Below are 14,351 nucleotides of genomic sequence, written 5' to 3' on the forward strand. Positions count from 1 at the left end.
TGTAGTGGTTCAATGATTCCGGACACCAACGTAGGTGGTAATATCGCCACCATAAACGAGGTGTCTGATGACCAGAAAGCGACGTTCTTTTTCTCCTGAGTTCAAACAGGAAGCAGCCAGCTTGGTGCTGGATCAAGGTTACACGATTCCCCAGGCGAGCGTGTCTCTGGGAATTGGTGAAAGTGCTATCCGGCGCTGGGTTAACCAATTGACCGAGGAGCGTGACGGTGTCACCCCGAAGGGCAAGGCGTTAACCCCGGAGCAGCGCCGTATTCAGGAGCTGGAAGCCCGCTGCAAGCGCCTTGAACAGGAGAAAGACATACTAAAAAAGGCTACCGCTCTCTTGATGTCGGACGACATGAATCGTACGCGCTGATAGACCAGTTGAGTGAGCGAATACCTGTTGAAATGGTCTGCAATGCGTTTGATATCAGTCGTTCTAGTTACTACGAATACCGCCAACGGCGGAACCGTGTGGATGTTGAGCGTCTGGCCCTGAAGGCCCAGGTAAACCGGCTGTTCACGAAGAGCCGCAGCTCTGCCGGCAGCCGGACAATAAAGGGCTTACTCAGCGAAGAAGGCATTGTCGTCGGGCGCTTCAAGGTTCGACGTCTGATGAGCGAGTTGGGGCTGATCTGTAAGCAGCCAGGCCCTCACGCTTACAAGCAGGCCACGGTCGAACGACCGGATATCCCGAACCACCTGGCCCGCGAGTTCACGGTAGACCGGCCCAATCAGGCTTGGTGTGGTGACATCACCTACGTCTGGAGCGGCCAGCGGTGGAGTTATCTGGCTGTCGTGCTGGATCTGTATGCTCGCCGCGTTGTTGGTTGGGCGTTGTCATCCAGTCCGGATGCAGATCTGGTCGTCAAAGCTCTGGACCACGCCTGGGAACTGCGCGGTCACCCAGAGAAAGTTATGTTCCATTCGGACCAGGGAAGCCAGTATGCAAGCCGTAAGTTCCGTCAGAGACTATGGCGCTATCGAATGACACAAAGCATGAGCCGACGTGGCAACTGCTGGGACAACGCACCGATGGAGAGGCTGTTCAGGAGCCTGAAATCTGAGTGGATACCGGCCTTGGGATATCGGAACCTGCCTGAGGCCAAAAAAGATGTTGGTGGCTATCTGATGGACTACTACAACCGGCAACGACCTCACACGTTCAACGGTGGTATTTCTCCCGTTGCCGCTGAGGAAAACCTTAAAATACTGTCCGGGATTAGTTGACCACTACACGGCCTCATAAAACTGCGCTCACAGCTTAGTACACAACGAGTTTCTTCGGCGTATTTGAATGCGGCTTGGCAATCGGAGTCTTTGAACGAGGCTTCACGGTATTTTTCGTAGGCTGCCAAAGACTCGAAGGTGAATAACGCGATAGCAATATTGTTGGCACCCTCGGACGGCAGAAAATACCCATGATGCTGACCGCCGAATTTCTGGACCAAGGGTATCCACATTTTCGAGTAGCGCTCGAACTCGGCGGCTTTGTAGGGATCTATAACGTACTTTAAGTAGCAGGTAACCACTTGAACTACCTTTCAGTTGACCTTGTAACGCCAACGTTTAGCGGCGCCCATGTAGCGCAGCGAAATGGGCGTCCGGTGGAGGGCCAAAGGCCCGGAACGAACTACAACGACTGGTTATGCTTTTAAATCTGAGCTTAACGTGAGGTGGTAAATTTCTATTCGCTACGGAAACGCGCCTCAAATGCCTTTGACCCCATGCCAAGCGATACTGAAAAATAAACAAAAGCTAAAAGAGAGGCTAAAGCGTAATCCTCAGAAAATATCGTTTTCCCGACAGCAATCGCCATCACCGCAGTAAATATTCTTACCCATGGCCTCGAAACGAGGACTCCACCACAAGTCTTGCACTGATAATCCTTTACTACATAAGGCCGGATGGAGAGTTTGGCATGACAATTCGGGCACTTCATAAAAGTCCTTAGCAAAATTTGACTCGCAACTCAAGCAACCGAATTACCCTCTCCTAATCAATCGGCAGCGGTCACGAAAGTTCCCCGTTAGTATTTTGTGCATAACGCTGGCGTAACGGGCCGATTTGTGGAGCGGCAGCGGAACAAAGCGGTCCCGTTGACGCGCTTGGTTATGTGGTGACTTACTCCCAACCTCAACCGATGACGGACAATTACCAGCCATCAATCGGTATACCGTGCTTCTCAATATAATCTCGACTGTCACGATTATAGCGTTCAGTGATTTCACGGTAATGCTCTGGGTGTGTTTCTATTTCTGAGGCCTCGTAACGCCCCACCTCAATCGCATTTTCCGCGCCGTTCATGATCCAGACAACCACCGTGCCGCCCGGCGCCAGACCAAACGTCAGGTCGTTGAGAGGCATGTCAAAGGTTTTACCGTAGCGTTCAATCGGAGCGATTTCTTTCATTTTCTCCTCAATCTCGCGGGCATTCTCAAGCTGGATCAACGCCCGGTAAGATTGCTGCTCAGCAAACGAGAACCACTTGATGAGCACAAGCCCCGGCATTGCCTGCCACTCCGCGTTTTTGCCCGACGGATGTTTCCAACAGCAGGTGATTATCCCGATAGGTGCCCGCCAACCGATTTCCCCCGATACCGATTCCAGGATAAAGGTCTCAACCCACGCATCGTAGTGCTGAGGTACGACAACGGAGATACTTCGGTAAGTAGGGTCTGGGCCATACGCTGGTCCTTCCGATTTGCTCTGATCCGAACACCCCAGTAGCACCAGAACACAGAAGCTAATGGCAAGCGTTTTAACACTCATGGTATTGCCCCTCACTCCATTGCCCTTTATTCGGATGGACAGTTCGACGGCCATACTTGCCGGGCTTGAAAGGGTACAACGGGCCAAGCTGCAGATAGTGATCGGAATGATGAATATATCGCTGTTTCAGTAGCGCGTTAGATTCCGGAGTCATCAATAGCGGGCTGCCATGCCAGACGTGGGCCGCGAGATTTCTGGCGATAGTCATTAGTTCCGGCGGCAAAACCAGCTGAGGGCTTTCCGTAGGTATAGGATCGAATGGCACACCAGCATCCACCGCCAATTTGTGCATCAGATACAGCGGAATACGGGAGTACTCACTAAGAACCTCGCGGTCCAGCCAAAGGCGAAGCGTAATGTCGCCACCACGCAAACCGGGTGGGCGTTCCTGTTCAATTTCAAGTGTGGCGAGTGGGTTCAGTGGCCCGATCCAACCCTCGTGTTTGATCAGCGCACGTTCCTGCAACATGCGGGAGAATTCAAAACTGGCTTCGGGATTGCGGCGATCCTTTCCTTTGACAACCAAGGGCGGACGAACTTCAACCCGTTCTCGAAAGCGATCCGGGTAACCGCCGCCAATATCAGAGTGAACACCCGGAAGCACCCATTCGCTGAAGTGCTCCGGCAAATCGCCGGATTCACCTCGCAGGCTGTTCAGTGAGAAGTTGTGCCGGCGCTCATCCCGCGCGGCAAACTGAACCACCCGTTCAGCATCCTCCGGCCGCAGGTTGACGTTGATGCGTCCGGTTTCTGCATCGTGTGCAGAGAAGTCCAAATTGCCGAGATCGGCAATCCCCGCAACGGTATCGAAAAGACCTACAAAGCGAACGGTGATCTTCTTCGCCCAGGGTATGCCCTGCTGTTTAAACGCGGCGGCCAGCGCACCGCCTTCATCCTGAACTTCCCGGCTGATGAAATGGCGGGCCGTAGCCGCGCCACGGCTGAAGCCGAAAACGTCAAGCACGAGTTCGTCGATGGGGTCACTCACAAAACGGATGATATCAGCCGCCAGCGCCTCGCTGCCTTGGTCAATTTTCTTGAGTATGCCTTGCTCACCAAGTCCAAGCCCCATGCTGGGACCATCATCCGATTCGCCGGACTTGGTGCCAACACCGGAAACGTAGGTCGAGATGCGGTGAGCTTCCTTCCATTCCTCACTCTGGAATTGACCCTGCTGATACATTCGCTCCAGCTTGGAGACATTGGTTTCCGCACTGAGGTAACTGCCTTCCATCACCTGCGACAGTTCGGCACTGCACTCGTCCTCGGAGATGGCCCCAGCCGCATTGGCCGTAAGACAATCGTCCATCTGTCGCTGGTACGTCTGTGTGTTATCGCGGTTGTTGCCGGTGCCATCGAAAAAGATGCCAGCCTCCACCCGGACCTTAGGACGGTTCTCTTCTTCGGGCGAATCCTCTGGCGATTCGTCAGAAACACCTTCGTCAATCAACGCGCCTTTCTGCGCAGCTTTGCGCACAAACTCCTGCGGATCTTTGTCCAGCAACTCTTTGGCGGCAGGGGTAAGCTGGCCTTTGTCATCCAGCGCACCAGCCATGGCGAAGTCCACAACCGGTGCCGTATTCGTGGCGACACCCAAAATCACTCGTGGATTACCGCTGACAATGGAACCACCATGACTGGTGGGGCTGCCAAGGTATGCCACCGGCATACCATCGGCTAACGCCAACGGGTAGCCTTGAGTAATAACCGCACCACAGCCGGTGACATCACCAACGCGAGCGATAGGTTTACCTTCAACAAGGATGCTGGAGCCGTTTGGCATGATGGGGGAAGAGCCGTGCCCTTTGATCGGGCAAACGTGCATATCGCCGACGCAGGCGGCAATCAGATTGCTCATGGTGAGAGTTCCTTTCTGTGATAAGTAGCGTCCTGGCTATCCGTGATTAAACATTGTTCAAAACCGGCAATTTTAGCATGGTTGGCACCACATAACGCCCGGCTCACGCGCCGGTTTGGAGCCGCGAAGCGGCGGAAAATCGGTCGCTGTGCAGCCGCTGGTTATGCCCTATGTCCGATTTCGGATACAGCAGTCCACGGACGAATATTCTTCAACTGATCCTCTAGGGCATCTTCGGCAATCTCAGTGTCATAGGCTGCCTGAGCTCGCAACCAGTAGCCGTTAGACAAACCAAAGAAACGACAGAGCCGCAGGTCCGTGTCGGCGGTAATCGAACGTTTTCCCGCAATGATCTGGCCTATTCTCTGGGCAGGCACCCCGATTTCTTTGGCCAGGCGGTACTGAGAAATGCCCATCGGCTCCAGAAAATCTTCTTTGAGCAACTCGCCTGGTGTAACAGCGTCAATGTTGCGCATGAGCCACCTCCTAATGGTAATCAACAATTTCGACATCTTCCGCGCCGGCCTTGGTCCAGCGGAAGCAAACCCGGAACTGCCTGTTGATTCGAATGCTGTGCTGACCTTGGCGGTCACCATGCAATGGCTCCAACATATTTCCGGGCGGTACTTTGAGATCATCCAGCTGGCTTGCAGCCTGAAGTTGCCGAATTTTCCTCAAGGCAACTCGCTCAAAATTGACGAAGCGTCTGACGCGGCGTCCGCTTGCTAGCTTCTCAGTATCCTTACACTTGAACGATATGATCATGGCTCAATAATGACGGGGTGCGTTATTAACGTCAAGCGTCATTATCTGGCAAATAGATCTGGAGAAAGGCATAACGCTGAGGTAACCGGTGCAGGAGCGCCAGCGGAGGGAACCAAAAGCGGTACGCTTTTGGCGTCCGGTTGACCGCCTTGTTAATGGCCGTTCACCACCGTGGTTGAGCCTGACACCCAGGCCGCATGCCCTCTCCCGGACAGCTTGCACCAACTCGACGGATGGCGAAAGGAACCAGAACGCAAAGGCTACCCGCCCGATTACCGTTTGAGACGGACGGCCCCAAAACTGGGGCACGCCATGAATACCAACACCGCTGGCCATTGTGGCAACCAAACCAGACAGCGAATTTTCCGGCCTTGGCGATCACCAGAGTGAACGAGCGTTGCAACCAAACCCGGTGCCAAGGCCTTTGCACCGCACCCGCCAAAAACTCACAAATGCCGGGCCAATAACAGCTAATTATACGAACGCGTTCGTATATCACCCGTTCGTAAAACTCCATTCGAAAATACTCAAGAAAATACGAGTTTGTTGAATAAAAACAAGCTCTTGAGCGCCACTTACCACGGCTACCGCCGGAGTTATACGCCCCCTCTTGAGCCACTCCTGCTCCCGCCATAGGCGTATAACTCCGCCATTATTTTTCTAACTTCTCAACCCTATCAGATAGTTACCGTCATTTCTCATGTGATTTTTGGAGTTTTGCGAACGCGTTCGTATAACTCCGCCAACATCACTCTCTTGACTTCAACCCAAACCGAAGTACTGTATATAAAAACAGCACTAAAGGATGAATGGATATGGATATCCCCACCCCGATACCTGCACAACCAACCCGTTTTTTGGACAAGGTTCGGAGCTTCATACGCCTGCGGGGCATGGCGTATAAAACAGAGAAAACCTATCTGTTCTGGATTAAACGTTTCATCCGTTTCCATGGCCTCCAGCACCCTGAAGCCATGGGCTCTGGAGAAGTCGAATCGTTTCTGTCTCATCTGGTTTTGCAGGCAAACGCAAGCGCTTCAACCCAGAGAGTCGCTTTGAACGCCTTGGTATTTTTATACCGTGAATTCCTTGGCCAACCTTTGGACGACCTGAAGTTCGAACAGTCCAGAAAGCCGGTGAAGCTTCCAACGGTATTCAGTAAGGAAGAAGCCAGCTCTGTGATTCGCAACCTGGGCGGAGATTACAAGCTTGTTGCCATGCTCCTCTATGGGTCTGGTCTGCGTATCAACGAAGCCCTGCGCCTAAGAGTCAAAGATGTTGATTTTGATATGCAACAGTTGATTGTTCGAGGCGGCAAAGGCTCTAAAGATCGGATTACACTGCTACCGGATCGCCTCATCGAACCGTTAAAGCAACAGATCGATTCCGCGCTGTATTTGCATCAGGCGGATCTCTTGAAGGGATTCGGCTCGGTTTATCTTCCGGCAGGCCTGGACCGCAAATATCCAGGCGCCAGTCAGGAGCCCGCCTGGCAATACATCTTCCCAGCGCAGGAGCTTTCGCGAGATCCTCGCTCTGGCACTCGCCGGCGGCATCACTTGCTCGACCGAACTGTTCAGAAGCACTTTCGCCGGGCTATTCAGGCGGCAGGTATCCGCAAACTCGCGGGTAGTCATACCTTTCGTCATAGTTTTGCTACCCGTTTGCTTGAGGCCGGCTATGATCTCCGCACTATCCAGAAGCTGCTTGGCCACTCGGATGTACGCACTACAGAAATCTACACCCACGTTGTTCGCAAGGGCGGTTTTGGTGTGCGCAGTCCGGTTGATGAAGGCTTCTAGACTCAGGAAGGACCGCGGCGGAAGGCGATTCCGCCGCGTATGAGGTTATTGCATGTCGTTGAAAGCAGCGTCGGTTCTCGCTGCCAGGATGAAGTCGTTCTTGTGCAGGCCGCCGATTTCGTGGCTCCACCAGCTCACTGCAACTTTGCCATATTCCAGAACAACCACCGGGTGATGGTCTTCTTCTTCGGCAAGTTCGCCAATCTTGTTGGTGAACTCCAGGGCCTTCAGAAAGTTTTTAAGTTTGTAGACCTTATGAAGCTGTTCTTCCCCGTCAATTTCCAGAATTTCCCAGTCTGGGACCTCTTTATGCAGCTGCTGCTTTTCTTCCTCGGTCGCCTTGCTTGCGTTCGGGCTGCAAGCTTCACAGCTGTGTGCTTTCAGGTCACTCATTTCAACCTCCATGGTTGATGGCTGTATTACAAGCGTGGGTCGTGCCCTTCGCTTTATCAACCCTTCTCTTGAAATCCGGCGGCTTTCCGAATACTGTATATTTAAACAGTATTTTGAGAGTTTTCATCATGAGCGAGCTTCTGAACACGCTGATGCAGGATGCCCGTGTCTGGCAGGGGCACCGCCACACCCAGACCACACAGCCTGCGCAATCAACCGGTTACCAGGTGCTGGATAACCAGCTCGGAGGCCTGGGCTGGCCCCGGGGTGCCTTGAGCGAATGCCTGCTGGATGCACCGGGTATTGGTGAGCTGCATTTGCTTCTGCCGCTGATGCAACGGGTGTGCGAAGAGGGCAAAAGCGTGTTCTGGCTGAACCCGCCGCATACGCCCTATGCCCCTGCCCTGGCCCGGGAAGGCGTCAACCTGGACCAGGTGGTGCTGATCCATACCGATGATGAGGGCGACTTTTTGTGGACACTGGAGAACTGCCTGCGCTCACCAGTAACAGGCCTGGTAATGGCCTGGCCGGGCAAGCTGGCCTCACGGGAAGTCCGTCGCCTGCAACTGGCCGCCGAAGCCGGGAGCAATGTGTGTGTGCTGTTCCGGGAACGACGTTACGCCGGGCAGAATTCTCCGGCTGCCCTGCGGCTGGAGCTGGAACCGGGGGAGCAGCAGGATCTCAAGGTGAATGTGCTCAAGCGCCGGGGTAGCTGGCCCGGGCAGCGCTGTTCACTGGCCATGGCCCAGCGGGCCGATCTCTCCTTCCGTGAAACCACCCGGGTTGTCCGGGGCCCCTGGTCGGGTTCAACCGGGTAATAACGCTCCATGCTCTGGCTGTATCTGCATTTCCCGCACCTGGTGCTGGACCATATTCGGCGCACCCGTGAAGATGAGGGCGCCCTGGTGGTGGTTGAAGGCTCTGGCCAGAAGGTGATCCAGGCCTGCCCGGACGCCAGGAGCCAGGGTATTCGTAGCGGCATGCGCCTGAAAACCGCCATCAGCCTGGCTCCGGATCTGGGCATGGTGCGGGCCGATGAAACCCAGGAAGCCAGGATTCTGGAAGATCAGGCCCGCTGGCTGTACCGCTATGCGGCCCATATTGTGTTGGTGCCGCCCGATGGTCTGCTGGCCGAAATTGGCAGCCTTCAAAAACTGTATGGCGGGCTGCCCGCCGTTTGGCAAACCGTGGAACAGGGGCTGAATGAGCGCCAGCTGAATGCCTGGATCGGTATTGGCTATACCCCTCTGGCGGCCCGGCTGATTGCCCGCGCCGGCAAGGGGGAATGCACGGCAGACAAGGGCCACATTCTTCGAAGCCTGAGCCAGATGCCCCTGCTGGCAGCGGAATTCAACGAAAAAGCCTGTACCCGGCTGCAGCGCCTGGGGCTGAACACGCTGGGGGAGGTGTTTGATTTACCGCCCGGGGAACTGGCGCGGCGCCTGTCTCCGGAACTGCTGGCTTACATCCAGAAAATCCAGGGCACCCGGCCGGATCCCCGCACACCCTGGCAACCGCCCCACTCGTTCCGGCAACAGGCGGATTTTGTGCAGGAAATAGAACACACCCAGGGGCTGCTGTTTCCGCTCCAGCGCATGCTTGTCGAACTGGAAGAGGATCTGTGCTGGCGCCAGCAGGATACCGACAGCCTGCGGCTGGTTCTGAAGCACCGGCATGCGGAACCAACCCGGCTGCAGATTCGCACATCCGGGCCGGAGCACCGGGCCGATCATTTCTTGAACCTGGTTCGTCTGCGGTTGGAGCAACATTCCCTGAGCGCCCCGGTTATCTCCATGGTTTTGCTGGTGAAGCGTTTCCTGTCACGGGAAGCACCCTCCGGGCAGGATCTGCTGGGTGAAACCCAGGATCTGAATGAAGCCTGGCATACCCTGATCAGCCGGCTGCAGGCGCGCCTGGGCGATCAGGCTCTCAGGCAGCTCTCGCCCCAGGCGGATCATCGTCCCGAACGGGCCTGGTCGGCCTCGGAAGTTCTGCGTAAAACCGGAACGCCGCCAGTACCGGCAGCAGAACTGCCCAGGCGGCCGCTCTGGTTATTGAAAGGCCCGCAACCGCTGACCGAGGCGCCCGTTACCTGGTTTTCCGGGCCTGAGCGCATCAGCGGTGGCTGGTGGGATGGCCAGCGCGTGCACCGGGATTATTACATTGCCCAGTTGAGCAGCGGCCAGTTGGCCTGGGTCTTCCGGGATGCCCGGGAAGGCTGGTTTGTGCATGGGTGGTTTGGCTGATGTCCGGGCAGCAGTATGCAGAGCTGTTTTGCTTCAGCAATTTCACCTTCCTCACCGGGGCCTCTCATCCCCACGAACTGGCTGAGCGAGCGCATGAGCTGGGCTACACCGCCCTGGCCATCACCGATGCCTGCTCCGTTGCCGGCATTCCCCGGGCCTGGGCGGCGCTGGCAGAAAGTCCTGTAAAACTCATTACCGGCAGCTGGTTTGAGTTGTCGGATGCCCCCACCGGCGCCGCTTCTCCTCGCTTTATCCTTCTGGCCCGCACGCGCAAAGGCTATGGCCAGCTTTGCCAGTTGATCACTACCGGCCGCCGGCGGGCTGAGAAAGGCCATTACCAGCTGTATTACCGGGACATTGAAACCCACACCCTGGATGACTGCCTGTGTCTGTGGCTGCCCCCATCGCCTACCGAAGCGGATTCCGATCAGGCGCTGGCCTGCGGCGAGTGGCTGGCCCGACTGTTTGACCCCCGGATCTGGATTGCCGCGGCCCGCACCCTGGAATCCGGCGAGGAGCAGCGGCTGGCACGGATACACTGGCTGGCCGATCAGCTGCGCATTCCCGTGGCTGCCGTGGGCGAGGTGCACATGCACAGCCGGGAGCGCCAGCCGCTGCAGGATGTACTGACAGCCCTGCGCAATCACACCAATCTGGAGAATGCCGGCCACTGCCTGTTCCAGAATGGCGAGCGATACCTGCGCCCCCTGCCCGTTCTGCAACGGCTGTTTCCGGAAGCCTGGCTGCATGAAACCCTGACCATTGCCAACCAGTGCACCTTCGAGCCCGGCAGCCTGCGCTATGAATACCCGCCAGACCTGGTGCCGGAGGACGAGACTCCGGCCGGCTACCTGAAACGGCTGACCCGCGAAGGCGAGCGCCGGCGTTACCCGGATGGCACACCACTGCAGGTTCAGAGCCTGATCCGCAAGGAGCTGGGCCTGATCTCGGAGATGAACTACGAGCATTACTTCCTCACCATCCACGATATTGTCGACTTTGCCCGCAGCCGGGGGATTCTCTGCCAGGGGCGGGGGTCGGCAGCAAACTCTGCGGTTTGTTATTGCCTGGGCATCACCGAGGTGAACCCGGCCCGGGTGGAACTGCTGTTCGAGCGGTTTATTTCCAAAGACCGAAACGAACCGCCCGATATCGATGTGGATTTCGAGCACGAACGTCGTGAAGAGGTTATCCAGTATATCTACCGGCGTTATACCCGTGAGCGCGCCGCCCTGGCTGCCACGGTGATCCGTTACCGGCCCAAAAGCGCCATTCGGGATGTCGGCAAGGCCCTGGGGTTTGATCCGGCCCTGGTGGAACAGCTGCTGGAAGGCATCGACTGGCGGGACAAGGCCACCAACTGGCGCCAGCAGATTCTCGACAAGAAAATCACCCGCAACCCACAGGTGGCGGACCAGTTCTTCACCCTAGTGAATACCCTGCTGAGCTTCCCCCGACATCTGTCCCAGCACGTGGGCGGTTTCGTGATCAGCGCCGGGCCACTGGCCGAACTGGTGCCAGTGGAGAACGCTGCCATGGCCGACCGCACCGTAATCCAGTGGGACAAGGACGACCTTGAGAGCCTGGGGCTGATGAAGGTGGATGTGCTGGCCCTTGGCATGCTCTCCGCCATTCGAAAAGCGCTGGAACTGATCAGCGATGAAAAAGGCCAGCCTTTCCGGATACAGGACATTCCCCAGGAAGACCGTGACACCTACGCCATGCTTCAGACAGGCGACAGCATCGGCGTATTCCAGGTGGAATCCCGGGCCCAGATCAACATGCTGCCCCGCCTGAAACCGGAAACCTATTACGATCTGGTGATTGAGGTGGCCATCGTTCGGCCGGGCCCCATCCAGGGTGACATGGTGCACCCGTACCTGCGCCGAAAGCACGGCCTGGAGCCGGTGGATTACCCGAACGATGCCGTGCGCAAGGTGCTGGAGCGCACCCTCGGTGTGCCCATCTTCCAGGAACAGGTGATCAAACTGGCCATGGTGGCGGCCGGCTTCTCCGCCGGCGAAGCCGACCAGTTGCGCCGGGCCATGGCGGCCTGGAAATCCCACGGCGACCTGACCCCGTTCCGGGAAAAGCTAGTCACCGGTATGCTCGAACGTGGTCACGATGCCGACTTCGCCGAACGGCTGTACCAGCAAATCTGCGGCTTTGGCGGCTATGGCTTCCCCGAATCCCACGCCGCCAGCTTTGCCCTGCTTGTCTACGTCTCCGCCTGGATCAAACGGCACTATCCGGCGGCCTTTTACTGTGCCCTGCTTAACAGCCAGCCCATGGGGTTCTATTCGCCTTCACAACTGGTGCAGGACGCCCGCCGGCACAATGTCACCGTGCTGCCGCCGGATGTAAATGCCAGCCAGTGGGACCACAACCTGCAAGACGAAGACCGCCATCTGCGACTGGGCCTGAGGATTATCCAGGGTCTGTCCGTTAGCGGCGCCGAGCGTATCCACCAGAACCGGCCAGCCGAGGGCTACCGCTCTGCCAGCGAGCTTCGCCGCCTGGCCACCCTGAACCAGCGGGATATGGAACTCCTCGCCGGCGCCAACGCCATGCCGGGCTTCACCGCCAACCGCCACCAGGCGTACTGGCAACTGCTCGACCATGAACAACCTGCGGAGCTGTTCGCTCAGGAGACGGCGGTCGATTATCAACCGGACTACTGTGAGCAATTGCCGGAACCCTCCGAAGGCCAGAACGTGCTGGCCGACTACGCCAGCCAGGGCCTCACCCTGCAGCGTCATCCGCTAGCGTTATTGCGGGAACAGGGCCACCTGAAGTTCTGTCTCAGCGCCGAACAGCTCAAATCCACCAAAGCCGGCATCCCTGTCCAGGTCGCCGGCCTGGTCACCGGCCGCCAACGTCCCGGCTCCGCTTCCGGCGTTACCTTCGTCACCCTGGAAGACGAAACCGGTAATGTGAACGTGGTGGTGTGGCTGGAAACGGCACGGCGACAGCGCAAGCCGTTACTGACTGCCCGATTGCTGCATGTGATGGGAGTGCTGGAGCGACAGGGGGACATTGTGCATGTGATGGCAGGTCGGCTTTCGGACCTCAGCCACCTGATTCAGTCGTTACCCGTGAATTCCAGGAATTTTCATTAGACACAAAAAAACCCCGCACAGAGGCGGGGTTTTTTGTACTGCGGTGAACAAATCAGCCAAGAAGCTTGATCATTACACCCGCAGCAACCGCAGAGCCGATAACGCCAGCCACGTTCGGGCCCATGGCGTGCATCAGCAGGAAGTTCTGCGGGTTGGCTTCCAGGCCCACCTTGTTGGAGACCCGCGCTGCCATCGGCACCGCAGATACACCGGCAGAACCGATCAGCGGGTTGATCTGCTCTTTGCTCAGCTTGTTCATCAGCTTCGCCATCAGAACACCCGAGGCAGTACCCACACCGAAGGCCACGATACCCAGGCCCAAGATACCCAGGGTCTGGGCGTCCAGGAACTTGTCTGCCATCAGTTTGGAACCAACGGACAGGCCAAGGAAAATGGTCACGATGTTAATCAGCGCGTTCTGGGCCGTGTCGCTCAAACGCTCGACCACGCCACATTCACGCATCAGGTTACCGAAGGTGAACATACCCAGCAGCGGCGCTGCATCCGGCAGGAACAGAACGACCGCAATCAGAACCACCAGCGGGAAAATGATCTTTTCCTGCTTGCTGACAGGGCGCAGCTGCGTCATCTTGATCTTGCGCTCTTCAGCGGAGGTCAGTGCTTTCATGATCGGCGGCTGGATCATCGGCACCAGTGCCATGTAAGCGTAGGCAGAGACCGCAATGGCACCCAGCAAGTGCGGGGCCAGAACACTGGAGACATAGATGGAAGTCGGGCCATCTGCACCACCAATGATACCGATAGCGGCGGCTTCCAGAATGTTGAACTCCAGAACACCGGTCCAGTCCAGCAGCGCAGCACCAATGACAGTACCGAAGATACCGAACTGGGCAGCGGCACCCAGCAGCAGGGTCTTGGGGTTAGCCAGCAACGGACCGAAGTCGGTCATCGCGCCCACACCCATGAAGATCAACAGCGGACCAACCGTACTGCCAATGATCACGGAGTAGAAGTTATAGAGCATGCCATTGCCGTAACCGAAATCCTGGGCCAGGGAGTTGGCCATCGCCATTTCGGAGTAGCTGGCCTCTTTTACGGCCACCTTGAAGGCGTCTTTCAACTCTGGCGTCACCGCCTGCCCGACCTGGTAGGCCACATCCAGAGGTGCGGCCAGAGCAGCCAGAATCTGAGTTGACTCTTCCTTCAGGGCAAAATGGATGGCATTTTCCGCCGCAGTCAGGGCAAGGCCTGCCTCCGGAATATTCGCCAGGATGCCGCCGAACCCGATGGGTACCAGAAGCAACGGCTCAAATTTCTTGTTAATCGCAAGATAGAGAAGCAAGAGGCCGATGGCGATCATGATCACCTGGCCGATCTCGATGTTGAACAGGCCACTACCTGTCCAGAGTGTCATTAATTTATCCATGGAATGCTG

12 protein-coding genes and 1 pseudogene are annotated in these 14,351 nt (G+C 56.8%); 5 read left to right on the forward strand and 8 right to left on the reverse strand.

Features of this window, described 5'->3' with window-relative positions:
• The first annotated feature begins 67 nt into the window (after positions 1 to 67).
• A protein-coding gene (locus tag AC13E3_RS15390; RefSeq protein WP_085986438.1) for an IS3 family transposase occupies positions 68 to 1,230 on the forward strand; the annotation gives its coding sequence in 2 pieces (ribosomal slippage) (positions 68 to 323 and positions 323 to 1,230; 1,164 coding nt in all).
• Here the strand turns inward: AC13E3_RS15390 and AC13E3_RS15395 are convergent.
• The 6 genes and pseudogenes from AC13E3_RS15395 to AC13E3_RS15420 form a co-directional block, all read right to left on the reverse strand.
• Positions 1,158 to 1,532 (reverse strand): NIPSNAP family protein, encoded by a 375-nt coding sequence (locus tag AC13E3_RS15395; protein WP_482902198.1) that lies wholly within the window; start codon positions 1,530 to 1,532, stop codon positions 1,158 to 1,160. The two genes, AC13E3_RS15390 and AC13E3_RS15395, sit on opposite strands and share 73 nt — an antisense overlap.
• A 622-nt stretch (positions 1,533 to 2,154) precedes the next feature.
• The gene (locus AC13E3_RS15400) at positions 2,155 to 2,772 is read right to left on the reverse strand and encodes a DUF2931 family protein (protein ID WP_075267703.1); all 618 of its coding nucleotides are present in this window, start codon (positions 2,770 to 2,772) and stop codon (positions 2,155 to 2,157) included.
• A complete protein-coding gene (locus tag AC13E3_RS15405; RefSeq protein WP_482902215.1) occupies positions 2,762 to 4,441 on the reverse strand; it encodes a T6SS phospholipase effector Tle1-like catalytic domain-containing protein in 1,680 nt (559 codons plus the stop codon). The genes AC13E3_RS15400 and AC13E3_RS15405 overlap by 11 nt, the downstream gene beginning before the upstream one ends.
• Positions 4,442 to 4,483: 42 nt before the next feature.
• Positions 4,484 to 4,642, reverse strand: a pseudogene (locus tag AC13E3_RS15410) (PAAR domain-containing protein); the annotation flags it as partial.
• 149 nt (positions 4,643 to 4,791) lie between these two features.
• Entirely contained in the window at positions 4,792 to 5,106 is a 315-nt protein-coding gene (locus AC13E3_RS15415) for a HigA family addiction module antitoxin (protein ID WP_200365435.1), read from the reverse strand.
• Between the two features lie 10 nt (positions 5,107 to 5,116).
• Entirely contained in the window at positions 5,117 to 5,395 is a 279-nt protein-coding gene (locus AC13E3_RS15420) for a type II toxin-antitoxin system RelE/ParE family toxin (protein ID WP_349557827.1), read from the reverse strand.
• 815 nt (positions 5,396 to 6,210) lie between these two features.
• Here AC13E3_RS15420 and AC13E3_RS15425 point away from each other — a divergent pair.
• Positions 6,211 to 7,197 carry an integron integrase gene (locus tag AC13E3_RS15425; RefSeq protein WP_405419159.1) on the forward strand — a complete coding sequence of 329 codons (987 nt, stop codon included), beginning with the start codon at positions 6,211 to 6,213 and terminating at the stop codon, positions 7,195 to 7,197.
• Positions 7,198 to 7,242: 45 nt separating this feature from the next.
• Here AC13E3_RS15425 and AC13E3_RS15430 read toward each other — a convergent pair whose 3' ends face one another.
• The gene (locus AC13E3_RS15430; RefSeq protein ID WP_104271417.1) at positions 7,243 to 7,590 is read right to left on the reverse strand and encodes a 4a-hydroxytetrahydrobiopterin dehydratase; all 348 of its coding nucleotides are present in this window, start codon (positions 7,588 to 7,590) and stop codon (positions 7,243 to 7,245) included.
• 128 nt (positions 7,591 to 7,718) lie between these two features.
• Between AC13E3_RS15430 and imuA the strand changes: the two genes are divergently transcribed.
• From imuA to AC13E3_RS15445, 3 genes are read left to right on the forward strand one after another with little or no spacing between them, the layout of a single operon-like run.
• A complete protein-coding gene (gene imuA, locus AC13E3_RS15435) occupies positions 7,719 to 8,408 on the forward strand; it encodes a translesion DNA synthesis-associated protein ImuA (protein ID WP_092031874.1) in 690 nt (229 codons plus the stop codon).
• Positions 8,409 to 8,417: 9 nt separating this feature from the next.
• Positions 8,418 to 9,836, forward strand: a complete 1,419-nt coding sequence (locus AC13E3_RS15440; RefSeq protein ID WP_273017863.1) for a DNA polymerase Y family protein — start codon at positions 8,418 to 8,420, stop codon at positions 9,834 to 9,836.
• On the forward strand, positions 9,836 to 12,955 hold the full coding sequence (locus tag AC13E3_RS15445) for an error-prone DNA polymerase (protein WP_053114932.1): 3,120 nt from the start codon (positions 9,836 to 9,838) through the stop codon (positions 12,953 to 12,955). The genes AC13E3_RS15440 and AC13E3_RS15445 overlap by 1 nt, the downstream gene beginning before the upstream one ends.
• Before the next feature lie 52 nt (positions 12,956 to 13,007).
• Here AC13E3_RS15445 and AC13E3_RS15450 read toward each other — a convergent pair whose 3' ends face one another.
• Positions 13,008 to 14,342, reverse strand: coding sequence for a sodium ion-translocating decarboxylase subunit beta (locus tag AC13E3_RS15450; protein ID WP_053114931.1), 1,335 nt, complete (start codon positions 14,340 to 14,342; stop codon positions 13,008 to 13,010).
• Positions 14,343 to 14,351: the final 9 nt, after the last annotated feature.

This window comes from Marinobacter sp. L-80 (assembly GCF_056859395.1).